The organism is Novosphingobium aromaticivorans DSM 12444 (genome assembly GCF_000013325.1).
Lineage (GTDB): Bacteria > Pseudomonadota > Alphaproteobacteria > Sphingomonadales > Sphingomonadaceae > Novosphingobium > Novosphingobium aromaticivorans.
In genome coordinates, this window is record NC_007794.1 from 3525963 (window position 1) to 3550780 (window position 24818).

The window sequence follows — 24818 nt, forward strand, 5'->3', positions numbered from 1 at the left end:
GCTCCGCCGGACCACCGGCACCGGAGATTTCCCAATGCAGCACCGCGCCTCGTTCGGTATCGTCTTCGCGATCGTGATGATCGACATGCTGGGCTTCGGGATCGTCACCCCGGTGCTGCCCGGCCTGATCATCGAGCTGACCCGCGTCGACATCGGCACAGCGGCGGAATACGCGGGCTGGCTGGGCGCCGGATATGCGACGATGCAGTTCGTGTTCGCGCCGGTCATCGGCAACCTGTCCGACCGGTTCGGGCGCAGGCCGGTGCTTCTTGCCGCGATCCTGATGCTCGGGCTGGACTACCTGCTTCAGGCCATGGCCCCGCATTTCTGGTGGCTGATCATCGGCCGGCTGCTGGCGGGCGTCACCGGCGCGAGCTTTTCGGCCGCCTACGCCTATATCGCCGACGTGACCCCGCCCGAAAAGCGCGCGGCAAACTTCGGAATGATGGGCCTTGCCTTCGGGTTCGGCTTCGTGGTCGGTCCCGCGATGGGGGGACTTCTTGGCGCGATAAGCCCGCGCCTGCCGTTCTATGCGGCATCCGCCCTCGCATTGACGAACTTCGTGTTCGGCATGTTCTTCCTGCGCGAATCGCTCGCACCGGAAAACCGCCGCCCATTCGACTGGCGGCGGGCAAACGCACTGTCGTCGCTGCGCGCGCTGCGGGGACGGAGCCGGACCGTGCTGTGGTTCGTTGCTGCGCTGGGCGCGTGGCAGCTCGCCCACGTGGTCTACCCGGCGGTCTGGCCCTATTTCGCCATCGCCGCCTACGGTTTTTCGACCCGCGACGTCGGACTGGCACTGGCGATGGTAGGGTTTTCGAGCGCGCTGGTTCAGGGCTTCGGCCTGCGCTTTGCCCTGCCGCGGCTGGGCGAGCGCCGCGCCGTGGTGCTGGGGGTGGCCGGACTGTGCGCATCGGCCGTGCTCTACAACCTCGCCCAGCACACCTGGCAGGTCTATCTGGCGATTGCCGTGGGCGCCTTGCAGGGCTTCGTCCAGCCGCCGATCGCCGCGTTCAACAGCCGCGCGGTCGATGCGCGCAGCCAGGGCGAATTGCAGGGCGCGGTGCAATCGATCGGCTCGATCGCGGCCATCGTCGGTCCGCCGCTCTATACCCAGACGCTAGCGCGGTTCAGCGGGCCGCACGCCATCGTCAACCTGCCGGGGATGCCGATGCTGCTTTCGGCGGCGATCTCGCTGATGACGCTGGCCCTGTTCTGGAAGGGCGCCTCGCTGCTGCGCGAGAGCGAATGAGCCCGCTTAGTGCCTGATCCGAAACTATCGTTTCGGATGGTTCGGCACCGGCCCGCTCCCCCTCCCGGCCGCCCATGAGAATACAATGTCTTGGGTGGCCGGGTGGGGGAGCAGGCCGGTGCCGCCTCGAAACTCGCCTTCGGCGAGTTTCAAATCAGACGCCTAGCTTTCCAGCTCGACGTCCCAATAGAGCCAGTCCCGCCAGGTCTCGTGCAGGTAGTTGGGCGGGAAGGCCCGGCCCCGTTCCTGCAACTGCCAAGTCGTCGGCCGGATCGCGCGGTTCATCAGCCGCATGTTCGCCTGTTCGGGAGTGCGCCCACCCTTGCGCAAGTTGCAGGGCGCGCAGGCCGCCGCGACATTTTCCCACGAAGTGCGCCCGCCAAGCCGGCGCGGCACGATGTGGTCGAAAGTCAGGTGTTCGGGGCTGCCGCAATATTGGCACTGGAAGCGATCACGCAGGAACAGGTTGAAGCGGGTAAAGGCGGGATACTCGCTCGGCCGGACGTATTGGCGCAGCGCGATGACCGAGGGCAGCTTCATGCCGAACCCGGGGCTGTGGACCTCGCGCTCGTAAGTCGAGACGATGTCAACGCGTTCGAGGAAGACCGCCTTGATCGCCGTCTGCCACGGCCAGAGGCTGAGCGGATAGTAGCTGAGCGGCGTGTAATCCGCGTTCAGCACCAGCGCCGGGCAATTGGACAGGTGCCGGTCGTTCTGAAGCACATGGTGGGCGGCGGCGTCATCGCCGCTGTGGGGCCTGGCCGAAGCCGCCCGCTCGATCAGCGCCTTGTGGAGCACGTCCTGGCCGGGTCCCTGAAAACAGAGGCTTGAGTGCCTCCACAGGGGCAGTCATGGCTTCGCCGCGTGACCGCTTCATTACGCATGGATGCAAGGAACACCCGTGCGAGTCCCGCGTCAAGGGGGAAGCGCCGAGCCTATCCACAACCCGTTTGCCGGATGCGGCAAATCAGAACGCGTAGGCGGTGACAAGTTCTGTGAGCAGGTCGCGCCCGGCATAGACCGCCTGCACCGAAATCCTCTCGTTAAGGCCGTGCACGCCGTTGCCGTCCGGGTTCCCGAACAGACCGGGTGGGCCGTAGGACGGAATGCCGACCGCCCCGAGGAACACCCCGTCGGTCGCCCCGGTGGACATCATCGGCACCATCGGCACACCGGGATAATACTTCGCGACGAGCTTTTCGGCCGGCCCGACGATCTTCGGGTCGAGGGGCGGGGCCTTGGCGTCAGGGCCGCGGTTGTCGGTGCGGACCACGGTCATGCGCGGGTCCGCGACGACGGTTTCCAGGGTGCCTCGCACCTCCTCGGCGGTGACGCCGGGGAATATCCGGCAATTGACGTTGGCCCCGGCGCGCTGGGGCAGGGCGTTGTTGGCGTGGCCGCCATCAAGCAGGGTGGCGACGCAAGTGGTGCGCAGCATCGAATGGAACGACCGGTCGGTGTCGAGCAGGGCGACCGCGGCCTTGTCGGCCGGGTCTGCCGAGACCGCGACCATGGCCTTGCCCATGGCGTCGCCGCGCGCCGCCCCGGCCTTGGCGAAGAAGGCGCGGGTGGTATCGTTGAGCATGACCGGGAACTCGTAGTCACGCAGGCGAACCAGCGCATCGGAAAGCTCATAGATCGCGTTGTCGCGCACGGGCATCGAGCTGTGGCCGCCCGGGTTGGTGGCCTCGACGCGGTAGTTGACCGGAGTCTTCTCGCCGACATGGATCGTCTGGAGGACGACGCGACCGCCCTCCTCCAGGGGCTTGTCGGTGCGTCCGCTGCCGCCCTCGTTGAGCGCGAATTCGGCGTCGATCAGGTCCCGCCGGTTCTCCGCCAGCCATTTCGCGCCGTTGAAGGCGGTGCTGGTTTCCTCGCCGCAGGTCAGCGCGAGCTTGATCGTGCGGCGAGGTTTGCGGCCTTCCTTGCGGAAGCGCATGAGCATGTCGACCCAGATCGCGTCCATCGCCTTCATGTCGGCGACGCCGCGACCGTAGAAATAGCCGCCCTCCTCGATCAGCCTGTAGGGATCGCGGGTCCAGTCCTCGCGCTTGGCCACGACGACGTCGAGATGGCCGAGCAGCAGGATCGGCCGCGCCTTGGCGGAGGTGCCGGGCAGGATCGCCACGATCCCGCCCTCCTTCGGGAACTCGGGCACGGCAAAGCGGTGGATCTGGCCATCGGCAAAACCCGCGCCGCGCAGCCGCGCCTCGATCCTGTCGGCAAGCAGGGTGCAGCTACCGGTGGTGATCGAGGTGTCGGTCTCGACCATCTCGCGGTAGAGGTCGCGGAAAGCCGCCTGGTCGGGCCGCAGGGGCGCCTCGGCGGCCTGTGCCCCAGCGGTCATGAGCGTGGCCGCAAGGCCGGTGGCGAGAACTTTCCGCATCCGCGCGATCCCCCTTGGCGCCGCGCCGCAAGGGTGCCCGGCAGGCCCATTCCAGCAAGTTTGCGCGCCCTTGCCTAGAGCCTCTTCCCGGGCAGGCCCGGACAAGGTCGCAAATGCGGCCTGCGCTGTGCAAAACGGGCCGGATTCGCTTGGGTTTTCGGCCGCGAATGCCTATGTGCAAAAGATGGCCAGCACGAACGAAAACACCCCCAACACCAATTCCTACGGCGCGGATTCGATCAAGGTCCTGAAAGGCCTCGACGCGGTGCGCAAGCGCCCCGGCATGTACATCGGCGACACAGACGACGGGTCGGGCCTGCACCACATGGTGTTCGAGGTGTCGGACAACGCCATCGACGAGGCGCTGGCCGGGCACTGCGACCTCGTGCTGATCGAACTGAATCCGGACGGGTCGGTCTCGGTCGAGGACAACGGGCGCGGCATTCCCACCGACATCCACGCCGAAGAGGGCGTCTCGGCGGCCGAAGTCATCATGACCCAGCTCCACGCAGGCGGAAAGTTCGAGAATACCTCGGACGACAACGCCTACAAGGTTTCGGGCGGCCTCCATGGCGTGGGCGTGTCGGTGGTCAACGCGCTTTCGGAATGGCTGGAGCTGACGATCTGGCGCGACGGCAAGGAGCACTGGATGCGCTTCGCCCATGGTGACGCGGAAGGCCCGCTGGTCGTGCGCGGCCCCGCACCCGAGGGCAAGAAGGGCACCCGCGTGACCTTCCAGGCCAGCCACGAGACCTTCAAGAACGTGCTCGAGTTCGATTTCGACAAGCTGGAGCACCGCTACCGCGAACTCGCCTTCCTCAACTCGGGCGTCCGCATCCTGCTGCGCGACAAGCGGCACGAGGAAATCAAGGAACACGACCTGTTCTATGAAGGCGGGATCGCGGCCTTCGTGAAGTACCTCGACCGCAACAAGCAGCCCCTGATGCCCGAGCCGGTGGCGATTTCGGCCAACCGCGACGGCATCGGCATCGACGTGGCGCTGGAGTGGAACGACAGCTACTACGAGAACGTCCTGTGCTTCACCAACAACATCCCCCAGCGTGACGGCGGCACCCATCTGGCGGCCTTCCGCGCCGCGTTGACGCGCACGCTGAACGGCTATGCCGAGCGTTCGGGCATGCTGAAGAAGGAAAAGGTCTCGCTCACCGGCGACGACATGCGCGAGGGCCTGACGGCGATCGTCTCGGTCAAGCTGCCCGATCCGAAGTTCTCTTCGCAGACCAAGGACAAGCTGGTCTCCTCCGAAGTGCGCCAGCCACTTGAAAGCCTGATGGCCGACAAGATGGTCGAATGGCTCGAGGAGAACCCCGGGCACGCGAAGTCGATCATACAGAAGGTGATCGACGCCGCCGCCGCGCGCGAAGCGGCCAAGCGGGCGCGCGAACTGACGCGGCGCAAGGGCGCGATGGACATCGCCTCGCTGCCCGGCAAGCTCGCCGACTGCCAGGAGCGCGATCCCGCCAAGTGCGAACTGTTCCTGGTCGAGGGTGACTCCGCAGGCGGATCGGCCAAGCAGGGACGCGACCGCAAGACGCAGGCGATCCTGCCCCTCAAGGGCAAGATCCTCAACGTCGAACGCGCGCGCTTCGACCGGATCATCTCGTCGAAGGAAGTGGGCACGCTGATCCAGGCGATGGGCACGGGCCTGCGCGACGAGTTCAACCTGGAAAAGCTGCGCTATCACAAGATCGTGATCATGACCGACGCCGACGTCGACGGCGCGCACATCCGCACGCTCCTGCTCACGTTCTTCCATCGCCAGATGCCCGAAATCATCAAGGCCGGGCATCTCTTCATCGCCCAGCCACCGCTCTACAAGGTCGCCAAGGGCCGCAGCGAGGTCTATCTCAAGGACAACGCCGCGATGGACCGCTACCTCGTCGAGGCGGGCCTTTCGGGACGCGTTCTGGAAACCAGTGGCGGAGCGCGCAGCGGAACGGACCTCGAAGCGCTGGTCGAACATGCGCTGCGCATGCGCAATCTCATGGCATTTGTGCCGCGCCGCTACAATCCGGCCATCATCGAGGCGCTCGCGCTGGCCGGCGCGCTGGAACCCGACATGACGGTCGAAGCGCGCGATGCGGCGCTGCTGCGCGCCGCCGACTGGCTCAACCGCGGCGATACCGAGGCGCGTTGGACAGTCACGCTCGCCGAGGAAGGCGGCTACCACGTGCAGCGCATGTGGCGCGGCGTGACCGATCACCACATGATCGAAGCCGGCTTCCTGGTCAGCGCGGAAGCGCGCAAGCTGGCCAAGCTCGCCGCCGAGAACGCCGAAGTCTATGCCGGAATGGCAAGGCTGGTGCGGGCGACTGCAGCAGCTTCCGAGGCGGATGCCGCCCCTGCCGCCGATGATGACGGCGAGGTGCCCGCAGCACCGACCGTGCAGCACAAGGACGCGATCACGCGGCCGTCCGAGCTGCTCGAGATGGTCTTTGCCGGTGGCCGCAAGGGCCTTTCGATCCAGCGCTACAAGGGCCTTGGCGAGATGAACGCCGAGCAGCTCTGGGAAACCACGCTCGACCCGGACAACCGCTCGCTGCTGCAGGTCAAGGTCGAGGACGCGGACGTCACCGACGAGATCTTTACCCGCCTGATGGGCGACGTGGTCGAACCGCGCCGCGACTTCATCCAGGAAAACGCGCTGAACGTGGCAAATCTGGACGTCTGATCTTGGCCTACACCGACGAAATTCCGTGGGACCAGCCCGCGACCATGATCGACCTCGAGGGCCGCGCGCCCATCATCGGCACGATCCGCGACTGCGCGCTGCATTACGGGCTGTACAAGCCCCATGCGCGTGACAACGCGCGCTTGCTGCTGACCAAGCCGATCCACCGCGAGGGGCGGGCGACGCGAACGTGGCTGCTTGATCCGTCCGAGATTGCGGAGCTCGCTGACCGGCTGGCGCGCGAGACGAACTGACGAAGCAGAAGCAGGACCTCAGTCCGCCCGCATTGCCGCCGCCGCCAGCGTTTCCGCTTCCATCAGCAGTTCGTCGTCGGCTGCTCCCGCAGGCAAGGTTTCGCGACCGATCATCACCAGCACCGGGACGGCAAGCGGGGTGACGCGGTCCAGTTCGACGTGGACGAGCTGGCCCTGCGCGCGGTCCAGCAGGTCGCCGAGGCGGCCCACGTCGGTCATGCGGGCACGCGCGTCGGCCCAGGCCGCCTGGATCAGCAGATGGTCGGGTTCGTACTTGCGCAACACGTCGTAGATGAGGTCGGTCGAGAAGGTGACCTGCCGCCCGGACTTGCGCTTGCCCGGGTGCTGGCGCTCGACAAGACCGGAGATCACCGCGACTTCGCGGAAGGCCCGGCGCAGGAGGTGCGATTCCTGCACCCATTCGACGAATTCGTGCGCGAGTATGTCGGGCGAAAGCAGGGGCGCGGGGTCGTCCACCGGCCGTGCCCCCCAGACGGCGAGCGAATAGTCGTTGGCAACGAAGCCCAGCGGCATCAGCCCGCGCTCGTTCATCCGGCGCGTGATCAGCATGCCGAGCGACTGATTCGCGTTCCAGCCCTCGAAGGTATAGTAAACCGTGTAGTGCCGCCCTTCGTAGGGAAAGCTTTCGGCCAGCAATGTCCCGGGGCCGGGCAGGCGACTGCGCCAGTCCTGCATCTCCAGCCACTCGCGCACGTCATCCGGGAAGCGCGACCAGCCCGCACGGTCGACCATTAGCGCACGCACGCGTTCCGACAAATGCGTGGTCAGCGGCAGGCGCGCGCCCATGTAGCTGGGGATCTGCCCGGCGGACTTGGCCGCGCGCACGATCAGCTCGAGGTCGCGCACACCCTCCACCTCCAGATCCATGCCGGCAAAGCGGAAGGTGTCGCCGGGGGACAGGCTGGCGCCGAAGTTCTCTTCCACGCGCCCGAGCGAGCGCCCGTTGCGGAAGCGCACGTCGAGCATTTCGGCATCGACGATGATCCCGGCATTGAGCCTGTGCCGCGCGGCATGTTCGGGGTGGGTCAGCCGCCAGGTACCATGCCGGTCGCGCACGATACGCTTGAAGCGGTCGTAGGCCCGCAGCGCATAGCCGCCGGTGGCGACGAATTCGAGCACGCGGTTCCACTGCGCCTCGTCCACCCAGCGATAGGGATGGGCCGATCGTACTTCGGCGTGGAGCGCCTTCTCGTCGAACGGCCCCGCGCAGGCGCAGGCCATGACATGCTGGGCAAGAACGTCGAGCCCGCCCGGACGGAAGTCCTCACCGTCGCGCCTGCCCTCCTCCACCGCTTCCTGCGCGGCGAAGGCTTCGAGGAATTCAAAGCGGTTTCCCGGCACGAGCAGAGCCCGGCTGGCGCAATCGAGCCGGTGGTTGGCGCGCCCGATGCGTTGCAGCAGACGCGAAGATCCCTTGGGCGCACCCATCTGCACGACAAGGTCGACATCGCCCCAGTCGACGCCGAGGTCGAGGCTGGCCGTGCACACCAGCGCGCGCAGTTCGCCGCGTGCCATCGCACCCTCGACCTTGCGGCGCGCCTCCTTCGACAGCGAGCCGTGGTGGATGCCGATGGGCAGCTTGTCCTCGTTCACGTCCCACAGGAGCTGGAAGATGTATTCGGCAAGGAAGCGCGTGTTGGTGAAGACCAGGGTTGTGCGGTTGCGCCGGATCTCGTCGTAGAGCTGGGGCACGGCCCATGCGGCAGCATGACCGCCCCAGGGCACGCGCTGATCCTCCGGGTTGAGAATCGAAAGCTCGGGCTTCGCGCCCGGTTCGCCATCGACAAGCCTGACCGCGCCGGGATCGCCCCCGGGCGAGAGCCATGCGCAGAAGTCGCGCGGGTCCGCCACGGTGGCCGAAAGCGCCGCGCGCCGCATGCCCGGGGCGATGGCCTGCAACCGCGCCAGCGACAGCGCCAGAAGATCGCCGCGCTTGCCCGTGGCAAAGGCATGGACCTCGTCGACGATCACTCGCCTGAGACCCGCGAACATCGTCGCCGCCTCGGGATAGCTCAGCAGGAGCGAAAGCGATTCGGGCGTGGTCAGCAGCACGTGGGGCGGCTTTGCCCGCTGCCGGGCCTTGCGATCGGACGGCGTATCGCCGCTGCGCGTCTCGACGCGGATCGGCAGCCCGATCTCCTCGACCGGGGCGAGGAGATTGCGCTGCACGTCGTGCGCAAGCGCCTTGAGCGGCGAGACGTAGAGCGTGTGCAGCCCGTCTCCGGGCGGGGTGGCAGAAGCGAAGTCGACGAGCGTGGGGAGAAAGCCCGCCAGCGTCTTGCCTGCACCGGTATCGGCAACCAGCAAGGCATGTTCGCCCGCCCGCGCGGCATCGAGCATCTCGATCTGATGGCGGCGCACCCGCCAGCCGCGGCCGGCGAACCAGTCTGCAATGGTGGCGGGAAGCGTCATCCCCGCCAAGATAGGTACGCGATCACAGGACCGAAAGGATCGCCTCGCGCTGCGCGACCGGCCCCTTCCAGCCAAGGGTCTGGTCGATCAGAGCGATCGTGACGGCGCACTGGTCCTCGTCCGGCCCCTGCCCCTTCATCGCCGTCCGCACCCGGCCATCGGGAATGCCGGTCGCCGCGATGACCTTCTCGATCAGGTCGCCCGGGACGCTGGCGTTGCCGGGCACGACCCGGGCGGGCGGGCCAAGCTGGCGCGCGTCGAGCATCCGCACCGCCAGATCGCGTTCGCGCAGTTGCGCCGCCACAGGCAGGCTCACCTGCGGAGCGAGCCTGCGGGTACGGACGAACGCCATGCACTCGGCCGCCCCGGTCTTTCGCGCCGCGCGCAGGATATCGGCGCGGATGCGCTGCACGTCGGCCAGGAGCTGCCCCTTCTGGACCAGCGCAGTGGCATACATGCGCTCGCGCACCAGATCGTGCACCCGGGCGACATAGACCGCGTCGCTGTCCCCTTGCGAGCGGGCCACCGTGCGATTGGCGGAAAAGGCAGCCGCCAGATCGGGCTGGAGCGACTGGAGCCCGTCGAACGTGATCTCCGCGCCGAAGATCGAGCCCAGCGCACGAGCGATCACATCCTTGTCATGCGAGGTTTCGCTGGCCGAAAGCGCGACAGGCTGGGGCTGGGCCTGCCTGGTCGGCCTGTCATCGAATGCAAAACGAGCGATCTGCACAAGGATGATGGCGGCGAAGATCGCCAGTCGGGTCTTGCTGAACCAGCTCTGCCCGACGCTGTCGCCCACCTGCTGTTCCCACAGCGCAACGCGCCAGGGGTCGAAGTGATGCTCGAGTTCCGGGAAGTTCTTGCGCACCCCCTCGAGCAACTGCTGCACATCGGCGCGCTTGACGAACCAGCCACGGCGGCTGCCCTGCTGCGCGGGCGTTGTCAGTTCCTTCCACGCCTTGTGCAGCGGGTGGGCGGGGTCCTGGATCATTTCGTGGAAGCGAAGACCGCGCAGGCGCGCGTTGAGAAACGCGACCGCCGGGCGTTCGCTGACAAGCCCCCGCTCGCCCTCCCACCCGAACACCGCCGCCGCAGGCTCGAGCAAGGGTGCCGAGCGGGGCCACGATCGCGCGAGGATCTGGGCAAGCCAGTTGTCGACCTCGTCGAAGGCGGTGACGCTTACCGTCTCGGCGTTGCGCAGCACCGCCTTGAGGTGCCCGCGCGCCATCGCTTCTTCCCACCCCTGCAACGGCGGAAGCTCATCGGACTCGGTCTCCGGCAGGAGCAGCCGGTGAAGCGCCTGTTCGTGCGCCCAGGCGGGCATGACCGCGTCCGAAGTGGGTTCGAGACCCAGCAGGACCGGCCGCGCGAAGGGATCGCGGGTGACCTCGATCGCCTGCTCGGCAGGGGCCTGTGCCGGGACGAAGCCCGGCGTCACGTCCAGCCGGGGCGCGGCCTCGCCGATCCGGGTGGTCAGGTTCGGATCGGATTCGCCCTTTGCCTCGGGCGCGGCGTAGAGCCAGGTCGATGCCTCGGCGGGTGCGGCCTCTGGTGCGGCCTCGCCCTCGGGCTTCGCTGGCGCCTCGATGCCGGCAAACTGGTCGAAGTCGTCGCCCGCCGGCTTCTCCTGCATCCGCGCCCAGCGAAGCGCGGCGTCGCGCGCCTCGCGCAGGCGGGCATAGCCGTCGACGTCACGATCCACGTCCATCGCCCTCAGCCGGTCGGCATAGGCCCGCCGTATGGCCGCGACTTCGGGCGTCCGCGCAATTCCGAGAACTTTCCAGGCCTGGGTCGGCGTCACAGGACCGGGTTCGCTTCCAGCATGTCAAGCAGTTCGGCAAGCTCGGCCGCGGCGTCGGCGATGCGGCGCGGGTCCTGGCTGTCGAGCGCGGTGGTGAACGAAAGCGTGCGCCCGCCGATCACCGCGCGCACGTCGCCGAGGAATTCCTCGTAGCAGCGTTCGGCCCGCGCGAGCAGGAGCTGGTTCGCGGCCTCCTCTCGCGGGTGGTGCTTGAGCGCGGCCAGCGCCTTGCGACGGGCATCGAGATCCTTCGCGGCCTTGCGGTCTTCCTCGTCGATGATGACGAGGTTGTGCCTCGTCCCGGTCAGCGGCACCTCAACGTCCACTTCGAGCAGGCCGGAGCTATCATAGGAAAAGCGCACGTCTATCGACACCTCGCCAGCGGGCCGGGACGGCACCGGGACGGACAGCGTCCCGAGTTTGACATTGCCCGAAACCTCGCGCGCCTCGCCCTGGTAGATGTGCACCGCGATCTGCTTCTGCCCGTCGCCCATGGTGCTGTAGACGCCCGAGCGGCTGACCGGCACCGGGGTATTGCGCTCGATGATCGGCGAGAACAGGCCCTGCTGGATCGTGCCCCGCACAGAGTGTTCCGCCGTCTCGATGCCGAGCGTGAAGGGGCAGACATCGGTGATCCGGATTTCCTCCAGCCCGCCATCGCGCGCGATCAGCCCGCCCTGGATCGCGGCGCCAAGGGCGACCGCGTGGTCCGGGTGGACGGACGCATTGGGGAAGCGGCCGAATAACCGGGTTATCGCTTTGCGCACCAGCGGCATGCGCGTCGCCCCGCCGACAAGCACGATCTCGCTGAGGGACGCCGCATCGATCTGGCTGTCGCGCAGGGCCCGCACGACCGGGTCGCGCAACCGGCGCAGCAGGCCCTCGGCCTGCGCCTCGAACTCGCTGGCGGTGACGGTGGTCGAAAGCCGTTCGTCGCCGGCGGTCACGGCGAACTCGGCCTCCGGTGCATCGGTCAGGGCACGCCTGGTCCGTTCGGCCGCCTGCAGCAGCAGCGCCTGCGCGCGGGCCTCGCCCAGGGTCGCAAGTCTTTCGTCGGGATCGAGCCGCCCCTTGACCGCCATCGCCAGCGCACCGTTGAAATCATCGCCGCCAAGCCGGTTGTCGCCCGCCGAGGCGCGGACCTCGACGATGCCTTCGAACATCTCGACGATGGAGACATCGAACGTCCCGCCACCGAGATCGAAGACCAGAAAGGGTTCACGCTCCGCCTTGTCCTTCAGGCCGAATGCCAGCGCGGCTGCGGTTGGTTCGTTGATCAGGCGCCGCACGGAGAGGCCCGCCAGTTCGCCTGCGCGGCGCGTCGCCTTGCGCTGGCGGTCGTTGAAATAGGCGGGGACCGTGATCACCGCCTCGGTCGGCCGCTCGCCGGTATGCGCCTCGACGTCGGCGCACAGTGACTGCAGGACCAGCGCCGAGAGATCTTCCGCCGAGAACTCCTTGCGGCCAAGGCGCACCTTGCGGTCGGTGCCCAGCAGGCGCTTGAAGCTGGTAGCCGCCGCGCCATCCTTCGCGGCCATGCGTTCGAATGCCGCCGCGCCGACAAGCGTCGTCCCGTCCTGCAGCACCGAAACCGCCGACGGGGTCAGCAGCGCTCCCAGTGAATTGGGCACGAGCCGTGCCTCGCCCTCATGCCACAAGGCCACCGCGCTGTTGGTGGTTCCCAGGTCGATCCCGATGAGCATTCCTGATCCTGTCCTTCCCGCGCGGTGATGCGACAGCGCCATCGGCCTTGGCAAGCGCAAAGCGGCGGCGCGACGAGCCGCCTGCCCCTTGCGACCGGACCGGGCCCCTTGCGGGGCACGGGGCCGTTGTGTGGGCGGGAGATTCCCTTTCGAGGAGAGATGCGATGAACGACCGCAACGACTGGAACGGGAACGATCGCTGGCGCGACGAGGAACGTGGCGACCACGGCAGGTCCGCGCATGGCTATCCGGGCTCGCGCTACACCGGCTCGGGCTATCCGGGGACGACGTATGGCGGACCGGCTTCATCCTACCGCGACGATCCGGACGGTTTCGAGCGCGATCAATGGGGCCGCTCGGGCACATCGGGGGCGGTGACGCCGCGCAACGATCCCAGATCGGGGCGCAGCGGCAGCGAGATGCGCGGCGACAGGCGCACGCACGACTGGGAAGTCGGCGACCGCCACTATACCGGACAGGGCCGTCCGCAATGGCGCGACACGGCGGGTGGCTATGGCGCAGCCAGTTCGCCCGACTGGTTCACCGGCGAGGACTACGGCGGCGGCACCCGCGCCTGGTCGGGTTCGCGCCAGCCGGGCCTTTCCTACGGTCCGGGTGGATACCCTGCTTCCGCCGGGTACAGCGGGCGCGGCAGCTACGGCTATGACGACGGGCGCGGATTCATGGACCGCGCGGTCGACGAAGTGCGCAGCTGGTTCGGCGATGACGAAGCTGCGCAGCGGCGCGAGGAGGACCATCGCGGTCGCGGCCCAAGCGACTACACCCGCTCGGACGAACGCATCCGCGAGGACGTGAACGACCGGCTCACCGACAATCCAAGGCTGGACGCCCGCAACGTCTCGGTCATGGTGACCGAAGGCGAAGTTACCCTCTCGGGTACGGTCGGCAACCGCGAGGACAAGCGCCGCGCGGAAGACTGCGCCGACGCCGTCTCGGGCGTGAAGCACGTCCAGAACAACCTGCGGGTGCGCAGCGGAAGCAACCTCGAAGGCCAGGGCGGAACGCTTGGCTGGGGCGGTGGCGACAGCTCGGTGACGCCCACCGCCTGACGCCGGTCAGTGCGCGGCCTCCGGGCCGCGCACGCAGCCCGATGCCGCGAGTTGCGCATCGACTTGTGCCAGAAGCCGCGCGAGACCCTCCTCGCTGCGGCTTTCCGCACGGACGACCAGCATGTCCTGCGTGTTCGAGGCGCGCAGCAACCACCAGCCATCGGGCGTATCGACCCGCGCACCGTCGATGTCGGTCACCCTTGCCCCGGCGGCACGCAAGCGACCGAGCACTTCCTCTACCACGGCCAGCCTTCGCCCCGGCGGCGCGGCGAAGCGCAGTTCCGGCGTATTCTTCATCTCCGGCATGGCGTCGCGCAATTCGGTCAGCGACCGCCCGAGTCTGACCGTGGCCGCCATGAGCTGCACGGCCGCATAGATCGCGTCGTCAAAGCCATAGTAGGGATCACCAAAACAGATGTGTCCGGTCATCTCGCCGGCCAGCGGACTGCCAGTCTGCTTCATTCTGGACTTTATCAGCGAGTGCCCGGTCTTCCACATTTCGGGCCTGCCGCCCAGTTCGGCAATCCTGTGAAACAAGGCGCTGCTTGCCTTGACGTCGGCGATAACCGTCGCGCCCGGGCGGTTTCGCAGCAAGTCCTCGGCAAAGATGGCAAGCAGTTGATCTCCCCAGACAACTCGTCCGGTGGAATCGATCGCGCCGATCCTGTCTCCGTCACCGTCGAATGCCAGTCCGAAGTCGAGGCTTCCGCGCGCGACAGCTTCGCGCAGATCGGAGAGGTTCGCCTCGACCGTAGGATCGGGATGATGGTTGGGAAAATGGCCGTCCACAATCGTGTGAAGAAGGACATGCTCGCCGGGCAGCCGGGCGACCAGCGCCTCGATGGCGGGACCGGCGGCACCGTTCCCGGCATCCCACGCGATCCGCAGGACGGAGAGAGCCGCCCGATCGACGCCGTCCAGTCCCTGCAACAGCCGCTCGACATAGCCGGGCAGGACGTCGGCCTCCTCGACGCGGCCGCTCCCCGAAATCCAGTCGCCTTCACCGGCCAACCGCCCGAGATCGAATATATCGGTCCCGAACAGCGCACTCCCTTCAAATACAAGCTTGAAGCCGTTGTGATCGGCGGGATTGTGGCTGCCGGTTACCTGAACGCCGCCTTGTACCTCTGGCATTGAGGCTTCGGCGTAATAGAGCATCGGCGTAGGCCCCACGCCGATCCGGACGACGTCGATCCCGCTGGCGACGAGGCCTTCGACCAACGCATGTTCCAGCAGCGGCGAACTGGTTCGCCCGTCGCGGCCGACCACCACCCGATGCCCGCCGCGCCGCGCAACCATGGTTCCGAAACTGCGCCCCACGGCGCGCGCATCCTCCACCTCCAACGTCTCTCCGAAGACGCCGCGAATGTCGTATTCGCGCAGGATCGAGGGGTGGAAGACGTGGCTCACAGGTCGTTGCTCCATCCCGCCGCCGGTGCGTGCCGATGCGTCGCCGGTCAAGCCCGGTCGCTCAGGCCCAGTCGCTCAGGCCCCGTCCCGCCGCCGGTCGGCCAACCGCGCCAGCAGCAGGTCGCGCGCGGCATTCGCCTCGTGTACCGCCTCGTTCGACCCGCCGCGGTCGGGATGGACGCGCGCGATCAGGCGCCTGTGGGCCTCGATCACCTCTTCGTGGCTGGCGCCTGCCGGAATGCCCAGCAGGTTGCGCGCCTTTGCTTCCGCCCCGGCCCGTCCGCCGGCCTGCAACAGCTCCCACGGCCAGCGGCCCGCCAGCAGCTTGCAGGCAAGGCTCGCCAGGATGAGAAGCGTCAGCAGTTTCGCCATCAGGCAGCGCTCTCCAGCGAGGGGGCCGACGCGGCGGCACCCTTTGCCGGCATGGGCAGGTTCAGCCCCGATACGAGCGTGCGCAGTTCCTGCCGCGCGACAAGGTGGCTGGTGCCCAGTTCGCCCAGGTGCCCCTTGTCGAGCAGCGTCAGGCCCGAAGGGAACAGCTCGCGATAGATCACGCGTTCCGAAAGACCGCTGGCGATACGGAAGCCGACGCGCTTAGAAAGTTCGGTCAGGGCCTGGTCGATGCGGCGCTGGTTGCGCGCTTCGGTGTAGCCGGTGCGGTTGCGCACGACGACCCAGTCCATCTCGCGGCGGGCATCCTTGATCGTCGCCATCGCGCGCTTCTTGCGCGCTTCCCAGATCAGCTCGGCATAGAACGAGAGGCGGCGCACCTTGAATGTCTCGGCATCGACCTGCCCGATCAGGTCGAAATCGACGAAGCTGTCGTTGAGCGGCGTCACCAGCGTATCGGCGCGCGTTGCGACGTGGCGTGCCAGGGGATCGTCGCGGCCAGGCGTGTCGAACACGATGAAGTCGTAGCCCTGTCCCAGGCGCTCGGTCAGTTCGTCGAGCGCCTCGATGCTATCCTGGCCATAGACGTCGAAGCTCGCGGTCGGCAGCGCGATCTCGCGGCGCCTCATCGTCTCGGCGCGGTTTTCGAAATAGCGGTGCATCGTGCGCTGGCGAGCATCGAGGTCGATCGTGGCGACGCGCGCGCCCTGATAGGCCAGGGCCACGGCGACATGGACGGCGGTGGTGGACTTGCCGGTGCCCCCCTTCTCGTTGGCGAATACGATGCGATGCGGGCCGGTCGACAAGGCGCGATACTCTCTCTGGTGAAGTGCTTCCCGGGCTTGCCGAGCGCTGGCGCGCCCCCTATCGCCCTTCCCTTCGGACTTAGTGGAGAGGCCGCGAACGTGCAAACCATCAATCGGCTCGACGACCTGCGCCAGGCGGTGGACTCGCTCAAAAACGGGGGAAAAACCCTCGCTTTCGTACCCACGATGGGCGCCCTTCATGAAGGGCACCTGACCTTGGTGCGCGAAGCGGCGCGGCGGGCGGACCATGTTGTCGCCTCGATTTTCGTGAACCCGCGCCAGTTCGGCCCGAACGAGGACCTCGACGCCTATCCCCGGCGCATGGCGACCGACGCCGCGCTGCTCGAGGCGGAAGGCGTGGCGCTCCTCTGGGCGCCGACCGTCGACCAGATGTACCCCGATGGCTATGCGACCAACATCTCCGTGTCGGGCGTCAGCGAGGTCGCCTGCGGCGCAGCGCGGCCCGGCCATTTCGATGGCGTGGCGACGGTCGTGTGCAAGCTGTTCAACCAGGTTCGACCTGATTTCGCGCTGTTCGGCGAAAAGGACTGGCAGCAGCTTGCGGTGATCCGCCGCATGGCACGCGACCTCGACCTGACCCAGCCGCACGTCGACAGGATCATCGGCGTCCCCACCGTGCGCGAGGACAGCGGTCTCGCGCTGAGCAGCCGCAACCAGTACCTGAGCGACACCGAACGCGCGCAGGCGACAGGTCTTTCGGCCGCGATGCGCCGCGCCATCGCCGCGATAGAGGGCGGTGCGGAGGTCGCCTCATCGCTTGCCGAACTGACTCGCGAAATTCTCGCCGCCGGCTTCGTCTCGGTCGACTATGCCGACCTGCGCGATGCCGCAACGCTCGAGGAAGTCGTCCGCTTCGAAGGCCGCCCGGCGCGCCTCCTCGTCGCCGCCCGCATCGGCGGCGCACGCCTGATCGACAACATGGGAGTAGGCCCGCAATGACCGAGACCATCCAGCCCGGCCCGTCCTTCAAGGACAATCTCGTCCTGCTGCCGTCCATCGACGGCCTCGCGCGGATCGACATCGTGGCTGGCGACGGCCGCGTGGCGGCGAGCATCGAGAACCAGCCGGGCAAGCAGGGCTCGCTGGCCGTATACCGCTACCTCAAGCTCTGCTTCGGCGAATTGAACGCGCAGGCAGCCGGGCACGGGCTCGCCGTGTTCGGCGAACATACGCCAGACGCGATTGCGCGCCCGGGTGCCCATCCTAACATCGACCGCCTTCTCGAAATCGCCAATGGCGGCGAGGCATTGTCGATCGTGGTCGTGCCCGCCGAGGATTGATCGGGGGCCGTCCCGCTCTTCGTCAGTGTACCGGCGGATCGATTGCCGGCACCGCCGCGACCGGCGCAACCGGCTCTCCCTGGGTCCGGGGCGGCAGAGCGTTCTCGGGGACATCCTCGATCAGCATGTCGCAGGTCGGCACGTGTTCGAGATTGCGCACGCGCACGGTGATCCGGCCATCCTCGAGAGTCAGTTCGTTGAAGCTTGGCGGGGTCGAGCGCACGCGCTGCGACAGCGTGCCCGCCCCGATCATCCGCACCGGGCCGTTCGGCGTGGGGTGGATGAGGTCGAACGCATCATGGACGTGGCCCGATATGACGGCAATGACGTCCCTTCGCGCAAGCTCGGCCAGCGCGCGGCTGCCCCCGCGGGTCAGCGCCTTGCCGCGCGTGCCGGCCTCGACCAGTGGGTGATGACAGGCCACGATCGCACGCGTTCCTTCGGGCAGCGCGTCGATGGCGCAGAGCGTGTGGGCAAGCGCGGCATTGCCGACCACTCCCTTCGACCAGTTCAGCCGCCACTGCGCCCGCGCCGTGGTCTTCAGGGGGACGATAGCCACGCCGGGCAGGTCGATTTCCCGCTCGACCAGCGCCTCGATCGAGCGGAAGCGGCGGTAGGGATCGACGAAGCGCTCGACCAGGTTGAAGTAGGGCAGATCGTGGTTGCCCACTTCCACCGTCACCGGCACGTCGAGCGCCCTGATCCACTGACAGGCGGCAGCGAATTCGCGATGGCGCGCGCGCATGGTCAGATCGCCGGTGATCGCAACGGCATCGGGCTTCTCGCGCGCGATGCACTGGGCCACCCAATCCAGCGCGCGGCGATCCTCCAGGCCGAAGTGGATGTCGCTGATGTGGAACAGGCGGGTCATGTCGTTTCGATCTGGGAGTGCATCTCGGGCGCGGTTGATCGACGTTGCCGCATCGCGGGTCAATCCCCGGTTGCCGTGCTGGCGAGGAACTCCACCGGAAACAGCACCTGCTCGAACCGCTCCTGACGGGCGCCTTGGCGGCGCTCGCCGTCGATCATCAGGGCGATCGGGGCATCGCTTTCGCAGTCGATGTGCCGATGCGTCCCGAGCTCGTCGTGCGGACCCTGGCGGAAGTCGCGCTTGACCAGCATTGCAAAGCCCTGCGCCGCCATCTGGCCGAGATCCTCGAAATCGTAGCCCTCGACCGAAAGCCCGCGCGGACCGGGGGCGGCGCGAACCGCGCGGTAGCCGCCGGGCTTGCCCAGTGCCGGCTCGACGATGCCGATCCCCGGTCCCTCCCGCGTTTCGCGCAGCGCGTTGGAGAAGGTTTCGGCGATGGCTCCAAGGTCAAGATCGCGCACGCCCTCGCGTACGTCGGCCCACATCGCGCCGGGCCCGGCGAGCGCCTCGACGAGGGCCATTCCCTGCGAGGTACGAACGGCGGGTCGCCGCGTGCGGGCGATTGCGCCCGAAGCGATGCGGCCGGTGATCGTTTCGGCAGGCACGTCGCCGTGCAGCGCCTTGGCCAGCAGGTTCTTGGTCCCCCCTGGCAGGACCAGCAGTGCGCCGTGCCAGCCTTCGGCAGCGCAAGCGGCGGAATTGGCAGTGCCATCGCCCGTGAAGATCGCAAGCGTGCCCACCCCTTTGCGTTCCAGCAGCGCCGCATCGGGCAAGGGATCGTCGGGAAAGCGCAGGGTTCGCACCGGCGCGCACCCCGCAGCCGACAGGGAGGCGACAAGGTCTTCGACCGCGGTATCGCTGTTACTGCCGCTTGCCGCGTTGGTCACTAGCCAGAGAGGGTTGAGGTCCATTGATTGCGACAACCCGGCTCGCTGCCCGCTGGTTCCTCAGACCCGGTCGGTCAGGATCAGCCAGGCAGAGAAGCTGTTGAGGACCGAATAGATGACATAGGCGATCGGTCCGCTGACATTGCCCTCGGCCGCAAACAGCAGCGCGGCGAGCAGCAAGAGGAACTCTACCGCCATCGTGAACCGCCCGCCCAAGGCGTGGACGAACCACGGCATCCGGCCAAGCAGCGGGTGCCCGCTCGCCATGACCGCACGGTGGAGCGCGAAATTGCCGACGCCCAGCAGGAAAGTGATCAGAATCGCCATGCCTCGCGCGCAACCTATGGAATCGCCGCGCGAATGTCACACCTGCAGTTCGTGGAGCGGAACAGGCGGTTCGTCGGCGGGCCGCGACACTTGTCGGTTGCGTCCGAATGCTGGTCGAGCCGGGCGCGCTTTCGGCTGCGGGCAGGCCTAGGGAAAATGCATGCGGTGGCCCAGCCCCCAACGAACCCAAGGGTCGCCGCAGCCAGCCCCCGCCGGAACGCCCCCTTCCGGCCCATGTCGAAGGAAGATGCCATGCCCCGCCAGAACTCAGTGGCCAGGACCCTGTTCGCCGCCGGCCTCCTCGGCCTTGCCCTTTCCGCCAGCCAGCCCGCTTTCGCCGGCACCCGCGCGGTCCACTATTCGGACCTCGACCTGTCGACCAATTCCGGCCGTGCCAAGCTCGACTACCGCCTGCGCCAGGCGGCCAAGGAAGTCTGCGGCCTCGACCGCAAGGATACCTCGGCGGCCGACGAAGCTGCCGGACGCGACTGTTTCGCGAAGTCCTATGCCGATGCCCGCCGCGCAAAGGCGGAGATCCGCCAGACGGCGCTCGCAGCCCGCTGACGCGCACTTTCACGGTCCGGCGGATCCAGTCCCCCGACCGGACCAAACCTGACGGGGTCGCCGGCTAGCCGGCGGCCCCTTCTTTCTCGACACCGAGGCTTTCTGGAGAGTCAGGGAATCTTGCGCACCACGGATTCGCGTTCTTCCGCGTCCAGCTCGGCACGGTCCCGCCACATCAGGTCGGCGGGGCTGAGCACACGGTTGTCGTGCGCATGGATGCCGATGGGCGCGATCGGCTTGCCGTCGCGCGCGTCGCAAAGCACCGGGTTTGACGGCACGCCGAGCTGCCACTTCTCGCCCCACTGGCGAAGAGCCAGCATCGCGGGCAGGAGATCCAGGCCCTTGGGCGTGAGTCGGTATTCGATGCGACGGCGGTCGTCAGCGCAATGCTCGCGCTTGAGAATGCCCGCCTCGACCAACCTTGACAGCCGGTTTGAAAGAATGTTTCGCGCAATGCCCAGCGCCTCGAGGAAGTCCTCGAAATGGCGCACGCCGTTGAACGCCGCGCGCAGGATCATGAAGGACCATCGCTCGCCCATCGCTTCGAGCGCGAGGGGCAGGCCGCACAGTGCGATTTCGCCGAGGGGTTCGCGGAGCTTTTCCATATCGTCGTTGTCATAGCCCATGGCGCGCACCTGTTTAAGTTTCTAGTTGCAACCTGCAACCTAATACGATAGGTATCGATTCGCAACGGAAATAGCATCCTCTCCAGAACCCCGCAATTTCCGTCGCCCTAAAATGGAATGTTCAGGGGAAGTACGATGATGACTGCAAACACCTCCGGCGCGCTGCGCCAGCTCCTCCCGGCGATCCTGGCCCTGGTCGGCACCGCCACGAGCTTCACCGTCACTGCCGGTCCTGCCCGCGCCGCGGTCAACGGCCCGTTCTATTCCGCCACCCTCTCGCGCCCGATGGAGGGCGAGCAGAAGGTGATCCAGAAGGGCGTGCTGTGGAAGTGCGAAGGCGCTGAATGCTCGGCCCCGCGCGACACCTCGCGTCCGGCAATCGTGTGCGCCCGCCTTGTCCAGAAGGTCGGCCCGGTGACCCGCTTCGCCACCCCGCAGGGCGATCTCGGCGCCGAAGACCTGGCCAAGTGCAACGGCGCGGCCGATTGACGGGCTCCGTCCTCAACGATCTCCAGCGCGCACCCGGCTGCACCACCCCGCCGCTGCGCAATCCCGTACTGGCCGCGAACAGCCCGCTGTTCGCGGCCATTTTTTGTCTCTAGCATACGGCCCGATGCGACTACTTGCCCTTGCTTCCGTCATGCTTTCCGCCGCGACTCCGGCGACCGCACAGCCCACACCGCTTACCGAAGCGCACCGCACCGACCTGCGCTGCGCCGCCGCATTCGCCATCGTCGCCCTCGAACAGTCGGACGGAGATGCGCTGGAGGGCTGGCCGCCACTTGCCGTCCGCGGCAAGCGCTTCTTCGCGGACACGGGCGAGCGGGTGATGAAGGAGGCCGGGATAAGCCGCGACGCGGTGCGCGACGCGATCGCCGGAGAAGTGCGCAGCCTCCAGACCGCCGCCGATCCCGACGCCGCGCTCACGGCGCTGGCCCGGCCATGCCTCGCCCGGCTCGACGCGTCGGTCCCGCCCCTGAAGGTCCCGGACCTGAAGCAGTGCGCGGCCATCATGGCGCTCGCCGTCGATGAAGTGCACGCGCGCGAGGGCATGTCGGCGGCGGCGAAGGACCTGAAGACGCTTGCCTCTGTCCTCGCCTCGCGCGAGCGGGAAGCGCTGGTCGCTGCCGGCCGAAGCGGCGACGAGGCCGACCGCACCCTGGCCGAAGCGCGCGAGGCAATGGCTGCGGAAGCCGCCGACGGTGCCGGCGGAGTAGACAAGTACGACATCGCCCATTGCTACGACCTGGCGAAGCCCAACGAGAAATCGCACTATTGAGGCAGGCGCAAGCGCTTCCCATATGGGCCCCGAAGGAGAAGCCCCCATGTCCGACCAGCCCGACAAGCTGAACCTTACCGACGCCGAATGGCGCGAACGCCTTTCGCCGGAGCAGTACGCGATCCTGCGCCAGGGCGGGACCGAACGCGCGTTCACCGGGGCCTACGAGAAGAACAAGGCCGAAGGCGACTACCACTGCGCCGGCTGCGGTGCGCCGCTTTTCGCCTCGGACACCAAATACGACAGCGGTTCGGGCTGGCCGAGCTTCTATGCCCCGGTCGATCCCGAAGCCGTCGACGAACACCGCGACGTATCGCATGGCATGGTCCGGACCGAAGTGCGCTGTGCCCGCTGTGACGGGCACCTGGGTCACGTCTTCCCGGACGGTCCGAACCCCACGGGCCTGCGCTACTGCATGAACAGCGCCAGCCTCGACTTCACGCCGAAAGACTGAGAAGCGCACTTCGGCGATTTGCGGTTAACCCTGCGTTCCGATTGCCCTATGCATTGGGCCGTGACGATGCGCCTGCCTGCGCCGGATTGAGGAAGCGACAAGAGACTGATGGCCAGACGGGACATTCCCCGCCGCCCCGAAGGCGGCAGGTCCGCTCCGCAACCCTCCGGTCCCTCGGCGCTTCGCCGCTGGGTGGGAAGGCTGTTTGCCTGGGGCATCGGATTCGCGCTGCTTGGCGCCATAGCGCTGATAGTGGCCGTCGCGGTCACCGCGCGCTCGCTGCCCGGCTACCAGGAGCTGAAGTCCAGCCAGACCGGGCAGATGGTGGTCGTGCGGGCCGCCGACGGTTCCGAAATCGTGACGCTCGGCCCCAGCTACGGCAAGTGGGTTCCCTATGAGCGCATCCCCGAGGTGATGAAGGACGCCATGACCTCGGTCGAGGACAGGCGCTTCCGCAGCCACTGGGGCGTGGACCCGATCGGGATCGTGCGATCGCTGATGGTGCGCGTGGAGAGCGGCTACTGGAAGCAGGGCGGCTCGACCATCACACAGCAGCTTGCCCGCAACATCTTCCTCAACAATACCAAGACCTTCGGCCGCAAGGCGCGGGAATGGGTGCTGGCGCTGGCGCTGGAGCAGAAGTTCTCGAAGGACCAGATCCTCGAGCTGTACCTCAACAAGGTCTACTTCGGCGGCGGCGCCTATGGCATCGATTCGGCCGCACGCAAGTTCTTCGGCCATTCGGGCGAGGAGATCACCCTGCCCGAGGCCGCGATCATCGCCGGCCTGGTCAAGGCACCGTCCCGCTATTCGCCCACGGCCGATGCCGATGCCGCCGTCGGTCGCGCCGGCGTGGTGCTGCAGACGATGCAGGACAACGGCGTGCTGACCGCGCAGGAAGCCGCCGCCGTCGACCTCAGGAAGGTCAAGATGGTGGAGGACCGCGCCAGCCAGAACTCGGCGCGCTACTTCACCGACTGGGCGTTGCCGCAACTCGACCTGATCCTGCCCGAGAACGACCAGCCGATCGAGGTTTGGACCACGCTCGATCCGGTGATGCAGCGCGCCGCGACGAGCGCCATTGCCGGCTTCGCGCCGAAGGGCGCGCAAGGCGCGCTTGTCTCGGTGGACCGCGACGGCGCCGTCCTCGCGATGGTCGGCGGGACCGACTACGTCAGCTCGAACTACAACCGCGCGGTAAACGCCGTCCGCCAGCCGGGTTCGGCGTGGAAGCTGTTCGTCTACCTCGCCGCGCTCGAGGCCGGATATACCCCCGACGACCGCGTGGTCGACGAGCCGGTGACGATCGACGGCTGGACGCCGCGCAACGACGGCGCGCGCTATGCTGGCGAGATCGACCTGCGCACCGCATTTGCCTATTCCAAGAACACCGTTGCAGCACAACTCGGCAACGAGGTGGGCTTCGGCGCGGTGGCCAACATGGCACGGCGCTTCGGCATCACCACGCCGATCAACACCTTGCCCTCGATGGTCCTTGGATCGTCGGAAGTTCGGGTGATCGACATGGTCCGCGCCTTCGCCTCGGTCCAGGCCAAGGGCAATTCGGTGACCCCCTATGGCATCCGCAAGGTGACGACGACCGATGGCGAAGTGCTCTACAAGCACCGCGCCGATGCCTCGCAGCAGCTCGTCCCGCCCTATGTCGCGGCGGGCATGACCGATCTCATGCAGACCGCGGTGAATATCGGCACTGGCCGCGCCGCGCAGATCGGACGACCCGTCGCAGGCAAGACCGGCACCACCTCTTCCAACAAGGACGGCTGGTTCCTCGGTTTCTCCAGTGGCATCACCACGGGCGTATGGATGGGCCGTGACGATGCCAAGCCGGTGCCCGGCCTCCAGGGCGGCGCCGCGCCCGCGCGCGCATTCGCTGCCTACATGAAGGTCGCCACGGCCAAGCGCCCGTCCGAAAAGTTCGATACCGAACTCAAGCTGCCGCAATGGCAGCTCGAACCCGACGACGAGGCGATGCAGGGCAATCCCGACGATTACTTCTATGTCGACGAACAGGGCAACCTTGTGGACCCGTCACGTCGCCCATCGCCCGGCGCCAATCCCGACGCCGTCGATCCGGATGCGCTGCCCGAAGGCGTGCCCCCGGATGCGCCCCAGGCGGCGACCGACGATTTCCTCAACCGCGCCACGGGGCGGCAGGGAGACACGCCACCCGCGACAGGACCGCGCACCCGTCCGACGAGCAGCGCCCGGACGGTGACCGTTCCCTGAACTTTTTGCCCGATTGATCGTTGCGAGTCCGATGGAAGGCGTCTGCCTTCCGACAGAGGAGACTT

Annotated in this window: 23 protein-coding genes; 11 read left to right on the forward strand and 12 right to left on the reverse strand. The window is 67.4% G+C overall.

Annotated features, from left to right (window positions below):
* Window positions 1-34: 34 nt before the first annotated feature.
* Window positions 35-1252 carry a TCR/Tet family MFS transporter gene (locus tag SARO_RS16795; protein ID WP_011446944.1) on the forward strand — a complete coding sequence of 406 codons (1218 nt, stop codon included), beginning with the start codon at window positions 35-37 and terminating at the stop codon, window positions 1250-1252.
* Between the two features lie 162 nt (window positions 1253-1414).
* On the opposite strand, the gene SARO_RS16800 is transcribed toward SARO_RS16795, so the two are convergent.
* Window positions 1415-2050 carry an HNH endonuclease gene (locus SARO_RS16800; RefSeq protein ID WP_011446945.1) on the reverse strand — a complete coding sequence of 212 codons (636 nt, stop codon included), beginning with the start codon at window positions 2048-2050 and terminating at the stop codon, window positions 1415-1417.
* A 169-nt stretch (window positions 2051-2219) separates the two neighbouring features.
* Complete coding sequence (locus tag SARO_RS16805) at window positions 2220-3638, reverse strand: M20/M25/M40 family metallo-hydrolase (RefSeq protein WP_011446946.1); 1419 nt, start codon at window positions 3636-3638, stop codon at window positions 2220-2222.
* A 184-nt stretch (window positions 3639-3822) separates the two neighbouring features.
* Here SARO_RS16805 and gyrB point away from each other — a divergent pair, with 184 nt between their 5' ends.
* A complete protein-coding gene (gene gyrB, locus SARO_RS16810) occupies window positions 3823-6330 on the forward strand; it encodes a DNA topoisomerase (ATP-hydrolyzing) subunit B (protein ID WP_011446947.1) in 2508 nt (835 codons plus the stop codon).
* A 44-nt stretch (window positions 6331-6374) separates the two neighbouring features.
* On the forward strand, window positions 6375-6584 hold the full coding sequence (locus SARO_RS16815) for a hypothetical protein (protein ID WP_049759551.1): 210 nt from the start codon (window positions 6375-6377) through the stop codon (window positions 6582-6584).
* An 18-nt stretch (window positions 6585-6602) separates the two neighbouring features.
* Here SARO_RS16815 and SARO_RS16820 read toward each other — a convergent pair whose 3' ends face one another.
* From SARO_RS16820 to SARO_RS16830, 3 genes are read right to left on the reverse strand one after another with little or no spacing between them, the layout of a single operon-like run.
* Window positions 6603-9017, reverse strand: a complete 2415-nt coding sequence (locus SARO_RS16820; RefSeq protein WP_011446949.1) for a ligase-associated DNA damage response DEXH box helicase — start codon at window positions 9015-9017, stop codon at window positions 6603-6605.
* A gap of 22 nt (window positions 9018-9039) precedes the next feature.
* Window positions 9040-10818 carry a hypothetical protein gene (locus SARO_RS16825; RefSeq protein ID WP_011446950.1) on the reverse strand — a complete coding sequence of 593 codons (1779 nt, stop codon included), beginning with the start codon at window positions 10816-10818 and terminating at the stop codon, window positions 9040-9042.
* On the reverse strand, window positions 10815-12521 hold the full coding sequence (locus tag SARO_RS16830; protein WP_011446951.1) for an Hsp70 family protein: 1707 nt from the start codon (window positions 12519-12521) through the stop codon (window positions 10815-10817). Before SARO_RS16830 ends, SARO_RS16825 begins: the two co-directional genes overlap by 4 nt.
* 164 nt (window positions 12522-12685) lie before the next feature.
* Here SARO_RS16830 and SARO_RS21395 point away from each other — a divergent pair, with 164 nt between their 5' ends.
* Window positions 12686-13591: a BON domain-containing protein gene (locus tag SARO_RS21395; protein ID WP_011446952.1), complete on the forward strand. Its 906-nt coding sequence runs from the start codon at window positions 12686-12688 to the stop codon at window positions 13589-13591.
* A 6-nt stretch (window positions 13592-13597) separates the two neighbouring features.
* Here the strand turns inward: SARO_RS21395 and pgmG are convergent, their stop codons facing one another.
* From pgmG to SARO_RS16850, 3 genes are all read right to left on the reverse strand, one after another.
* Window positions 13598-15001, reverse strand: coding sequence for a phosphoglucomutase/phosphomannomutase PgmG (pgmG, locus tag SARO_RS16840; RefSeq protein ID WP_011446953.1), 1404 nt, complete (start codon window positions 14999-15001; stop codon window positions 13598-13600).
* A 75-nt stretch (window positions 15002-15076) separates the two neighbouring features.
* Window positions 15077-15373: a molecular chaperone DnaJ gene (locus SARO_RS16845; protein ID WP_011446954.1), complete on the reverse strand. Its 297-nt coding sequence runs from the start codon at window positions 15371-15373 to the stop codon at window positions 15077-15079.
* Window positions 15373-16197 carry a division plane positioning ATPase MipZ gene (locus SARO_RS16850; protein WP_011446955.1) on the reverse strand — a complete coding sequence of 275 codons (825 nt, stop codon included), beginning with the start codon at window positions 16195-16197 and terminating at the stop codon, window positions 15373-15375. Before SARO_RS16850 ends, SARO_RS16845 begins: the two co-directional genes overlap by 1 nt.
* A 99-nt stretch (window positions 16198-16296) precedes the next feature.
* On the opposite strand from SARO_RS16850, the gene panC reads away from it, so the two are divergent.
* Both panC and SARO_RS16860 read left to right on the forward strand, forming a co-directional pair.
* Entirely contained in the window at window positions 16297-17157 is an 861-nt protein-coding gene (gene panC, locus SARO_RS16855) for a pantoate--beta-alanine ligase (protein WP_011446956.1), read from the forward strand.
* Window positions 17154-17498, forward strand: a complete 345-nt coding sequence (locus SARO_RS16860; RefSeq protein WP_011446957.1) for a DUF2322 family protein — start codon at window positions 17154-17156, stop codon at window positions 17496-17498. The genes panC and SARO_RS16860 overlap by 4 nt, the downstream gene beginning before the upstream one ends.
* Before the next feature lie 22 nt (window positions 17499-17520).
* Here the strand turns inward: SARO_RS16860 and SARO_RS16865 are convergent, their stop codons facing one another.
* Genes SARO_RS16865 through SARO_RS16875 form a run of 3 tightly spaced genes read right to left on the reverse strand, consistent with a single transcriptional unit; the run spans window position 17521 to window position 19583 of the window.
* Window positions 17521-18369, reverse strand: coding sequence for a metallophosphoesterase family protein (locus SARO_RS16865; protein ID WP_011446958.1), 849 nt, complete (start codon window positions 18367-18369; stop codon window positions 17521-17523).
* 59 nt (window positions 18370-18428) lie between these two features.
* Entirely contained in the window at window positions 18429-19280 is an 852-nt protein-coding gene (locus tag SARO_RS16870; protein ID WP_011446959.1) for a diacylglycerol kinase family protein, read from the reverse strand.
* A 36-nt stretch (window positions 19281-19316) separates the two neighbouring features.
* Window positions 19317-19583 carry a hypothetical protein gene (locus tag SARO_RS16875; protein WP_011446960.1) on the reverse strand — a complete coding sequence of 89 codons (267 nt, stop codon included), beginning with the start codon at window positions 19581-19583 and terminating at the stop codon, window positions 19317-19319.
* Between the two features lie 252 nt (window positions 19584-19835).
* On the opposite strand from SARO_RS16875, the gene SARO_RS21400 reads away from it, so the two are divergent.
* Entirely contained in the window at window positions 19836-20147 is a 312-nt protein-coding gene (locus SARO_RS21400; protein ID WP_011446961.1) for a UrcA family protein, read from the forward strand.
* 110 nt (window positions 20148-20257) lie between these two features.
* Here the strand turns inward: SARO_RS21400 and SARO_RS16885 are convergent, their stop codons facing one another.
* Window positions 20258-20752: a winged helix-turn-helix transcriptional regulator gene (locus SARO_RS16885; RefSeq protein ID WP_176929322.1), complete on the reverse strand. Its 495-nt coding sequence runs from the start codon at window positions 20750-20752 to the stop codon at window positions 20258-20260.
* A 156-nt stretch (window positions 20753-20908) separates the two neighbouring features.
* Between SARO_RS16885 and SARO_RS16890 the strand changes: the two genes are divergently transcribed.
* The 4 genes from SARO_RS16890 to SARO_RS16905 all read left to right on the forward strand — a co-directional run bounded on the left by SARO_RS16890 (window position 20909) and on the right by SARO_RS16905 (window position 24753).
* A complete protein-coding gene (locus tag SARO_RS16890; protein WP_011446963.1) occupies window positions 20909-21262 on the forward strand; it encodes a CC_3452 family protein in 354 nt (117 codons plus the stop codon).
* Between the two features lie 151 nt (window positions 21263-21413).
* The gene (locus tag SARO_RS20370) at window positions 21414-22052 is read left to right on the forward strand and encodes a hypothetical protein (RefSeq protein WP_049759464.1); all 639 of its coding nucleotides are present in this window, start codon (window positions 21414-21416) and stop codon (window positions 22050-22052) included.
* A gap of 46 nt (window positions 22053-22098) precedes the next feature.
* The gene (msrB, locus tag SARO_RS16900; protein ID WP_011446965.1) at window positions 22099-22506 is read left to right on the forward strand and encodes a peptide-methionine (R)-S-oxide reductase MsrB; all 408 of its coding nucleotides are present in this window, start codon (window positions 22099-22101) and stop codon (window positions 22504-22506) included.
* Window positions 22507-22614: 108 nt separating this feature from the next.
* Entirely contained in the window at window positions 22615-24753 is a 2139-nt protein-coding gene (locus SARO_RS16905; protein WP_011446966.1) for a transglycosylase domain-containing protein, read from the forward strand.
* Window positions 24754-24818 lie beyond the last annotated feature (65 nt).

What these genes read in the sequence shown, in the direction of transcription:
- SARO_RS16795 (WP_011446944.1), top strand. Translation starts at nt 35, where the DNA reads ATGCAGCACCGCGCCTCGTTCGGTATCGTCTTCGCGATCGTGATGATC.
- SARO_RS16805 (WP_011446946.1), bottom strand. Translation starts at nt 3,638, where the DNA reads ATGCGGAAAGTTCTCGCCACCGGCCTTGCGGCCACGCTCATGACCGCT.
- gyrB (WP_011446947.1), top strand. Translation starts at nt 3,823, where the DNA reads ATGGCCAGCACGAACGAAAACACCCCCAACACCAATTCCTACGGCGCG.
- SARO_RS16815 (WP_049759551.1), top strand. Translation starts at nt 6,375, where the DNA reads ATGATCGACCTCGAGGGCCGCGCGCCCATCATCGGCACGATCCGCGAC.
- SARO_RS16820 (WP_011446949.1), bottom strand. Translation starts at nt 9,017, where the DNA reads ATGACGCTTCCCGCCACCATTGCAGACTGGTTCGCCGGCCGCGGCTGG.
- SARO_RS16830 (WP_011446951.1), bottom strand. Translation starts at nt 12,521, where the DNA reads ATGCTCATCGGGATCGACCTGGGAACCACCAACAGCGCGGTGGCCTTG.
- SARO_RS21395 (WP_011446952.1), top strand. Translation starts at nt 12,686, where the DNA reads ATGAACGACCGCAACGACTGGAACGGGAACGATCGCTGGCGCGACGAG.
- SARO_RS16845 (WP_011446954.1), bottom strand. Translation starts at nt 15,373, where the DNA reads ATGGCGAAACTGCTGACGCTTCTCATCCTGGCGAGCCTTGCCTGCAAG.
- SARO_RS16860 (WP_011446957.1), top strand. Translation starts at nt 17,154, where the DNA reads ATGACCGAGACCATCCAGCCCGGCCCGTCCTTCAAGGACAATCTCGTC.
- SARO_RS16865 (WP_011446958.1), bottom strand. Translation starts at nt 18,369, where the DNA reads ATGACCCGCCTGTTCCACATCAGCGACATCCACTTCGGCCTGGAGGAT.
- SARO_RS16870 (WP_011446959.1), bottom strand. Translation starts at nt 19,280, where the DNA reads ATGGACCTCAACCCTCTCTGGCTAGTGACCAACGCGGCAAGCGGCAGT.
- SARO_RS16875 (WP_011446960.1), bottom strand. Translation starts at nt 19,583, where the DNA reads ATGGCGATTCTGATCACTTTCCTGCTGGGCGTCGGCAATTTCGCGCTC.
- SARO_RS21400 (WP_011446961.1), top strand. Translation starts at nt 19,836, where the DNA reads ATGCCCCGCCAGAACTCAGTGGCCAGGACCCTGTTCGCCGCCGGCCTC.
- SARO_RS16885 (WP_176929322.1), bottom strand. Translation starts at nt 20,752, where the DNA reads ATGGAAAAGCTCCGCGAACCCCTCGGCGAAATCGCACTGTGCGGCCTG.
- SARO_RS16890 (WP_011446963.1), top strand. Translation starts at nt 20,909, where the DNA reads ATGATGACTGCAAACACCTCCGGCGCGCTGCGCCAGCTCCTCCCGGCG.
- SARO_RS20370 (WP_049759464.1), top strand. Translation starts at nt 21,414, where the DNA reads ATGCTTTCCGCCGCGACTCCGGCGACCGCACAGCCCACACCGCTTACC.
- msrB (WP_011446965.1), top strand. Translation starts at nt 22,099, where the DNA reads ATGTCCGACCAGCCCGACAAGCTGAACCTTACCGACGCCGAATGGCGC.
- SARO_RS16905 (WP_011446966.1), top strand. Translation starts at nt 22,615, where the DNA reads ATGGCCAGACGGGACATTCCCCGCCGCCCCGAAGGCGGCAGGTCCGCT.